The organism is Acinetobacter sp. UBA3132 (assembly GCF_002364825.1).
Lineage (GTDB): Bacteria > Pseudomonadota > Gammaproteobacteria > Pseudomonadales > Moraxellaceae > Acinetobacter > Acinetobacter schindleri.
In genome coordinates this window covers 10,164-11,688 of the sequence record NZ_DEZM01000208.1, presented here as the reverse complement: position 1 = coordinate 11,688, position 1,525 = coordinate 10,164, and the positions used below count along the sequence as shown (strand labels likewise).

Below are 1,525 nucleotides of genomic sequence, written 5' to 3'. Positions count from 1 at the left end.
CCAACTGAGCTAACGACCCATATCATTTGATGGAGCGTATTGTAGCAAGATATGAAATCAGCGCAAGTAAAAAATAACAAAGTTGCCCATGTTTGATTATAAATGCAACAAATTAAATTTATATACACAAAAAATAGGCAACTTCAGCACTTAGAAGCGATATTGATAGGCCTGGATGTTGGTAAAAACTTCTGGCGTTACATCGCAATAAGCATCTGCTCCCGGTAAGCACACCAGTAAACGCTCATCAGTCTTGCTTGGATCAAATGCTTGCTCTTTCAATTTATTTTTCTGATATTTAAAAGTAGCAGTGGTTTCGACCTGTTGCTGTATACGCAGGAATACCGGAACCGAATAAGCGGGCAGACATTTCTTGAAACAGCTCAACATCTCTTTCAGATCGGTATCGTTCAGTTCAGCTTCCGGTTTCAGTGTAATGGCTGCCATACCAGCACGACCATTGGTGTTTGGAATTTCCACCCCATATACCACTGCCTCTACAATCTTGTCATACTCGGTCAGCATGTTTTCCACTTCGGTCGTCGATACATTTTCACCTTTCCAGCGGAAAGTATCCCCCAAACGGTCGACAAACTGCGCATGACGGAAACCGATGTCGCGGACCAGGTCGCCGGTATTGAAATAGGCATCACCTTTGCAGAACACATCTTTCATAATGACAGACTTATTCTTTTCCGGATCGGTATAGCCATCAAATGGCGAACGACGGGTAATTTTACCAATCAACAGGCCTGTTGTGCCTTTTTTGACGCGTTTACAGTGACCTTTGGCATCACGTACCGGCTCGTTTTTGTCTTTATCGAATTCAACAATCGCGTAGGGAGTTGGGGAGAATCCGACAGTATTGTCAAAATTGAACACATTGCTGAAACCGACATTGCCTTCACTGGATGCATATAGTTCAAGTACTTCTTCAATACCGAAACGGTTTTTGAACTTATCCCAGATATTTGGACGCATACCGTTACCGATCATTTTCTTGACGCGGTGACCTTTTTCCAGCTCTGAAGAAGGTGCATCCATCAGGTAACGGCAAAGTTCCCCGACATACCCAATTGCAGACGCATCAAATTTTTGTACATCTTTCCAGAATGAAGAGGTCGAGAATTTACGGCGGATTGCAAATGTCCCTGCACCGGCAATCACACCACACCAGCATACCACCATGCCCGTCGCATGATACAGTGGCAGGGTGCAGTACATCACATCCTCTGTACCCAGGTTAAGCACATGGCCATAGGTGCCATAAGCAAGGGTCCAGCGGCTATTGGTAAAGATTACGGCTTTCGGCAGACCAGTAGTGCCGGAAGTATAGATGTAGAACAGACCATCTTTACCTTGCACATTATGTGTTGTTGATGGATTGAATTTCGGGAAAGTATCAATGACTTCAGCAAGATTGATAAAACCTTCAGGTGCCTGACCAGGATTTTGCTGGGTAGGCTGATCGGCAAACCAGTGGAAACGGTCCGCCGCGATATTCAGTTCATCACGGATCTCGTTA

General features: G+C 44.7%; 1 protein-coding gene. It reads right to left on the bottom strand.

The genetic code is table 11. The annotated features are described in order from the left end of the window. Window positions 1–150: 150 nt before the first annotated feature. Window positions 151–1,525, bottom strand: a 1,375-nt coding sequence (locus tag B4033_RS11515) for a long-chain-acyl-CoA synthetase (protein WP_286834131.1), incomplete at its 5' end; no start/stop codon positions are given.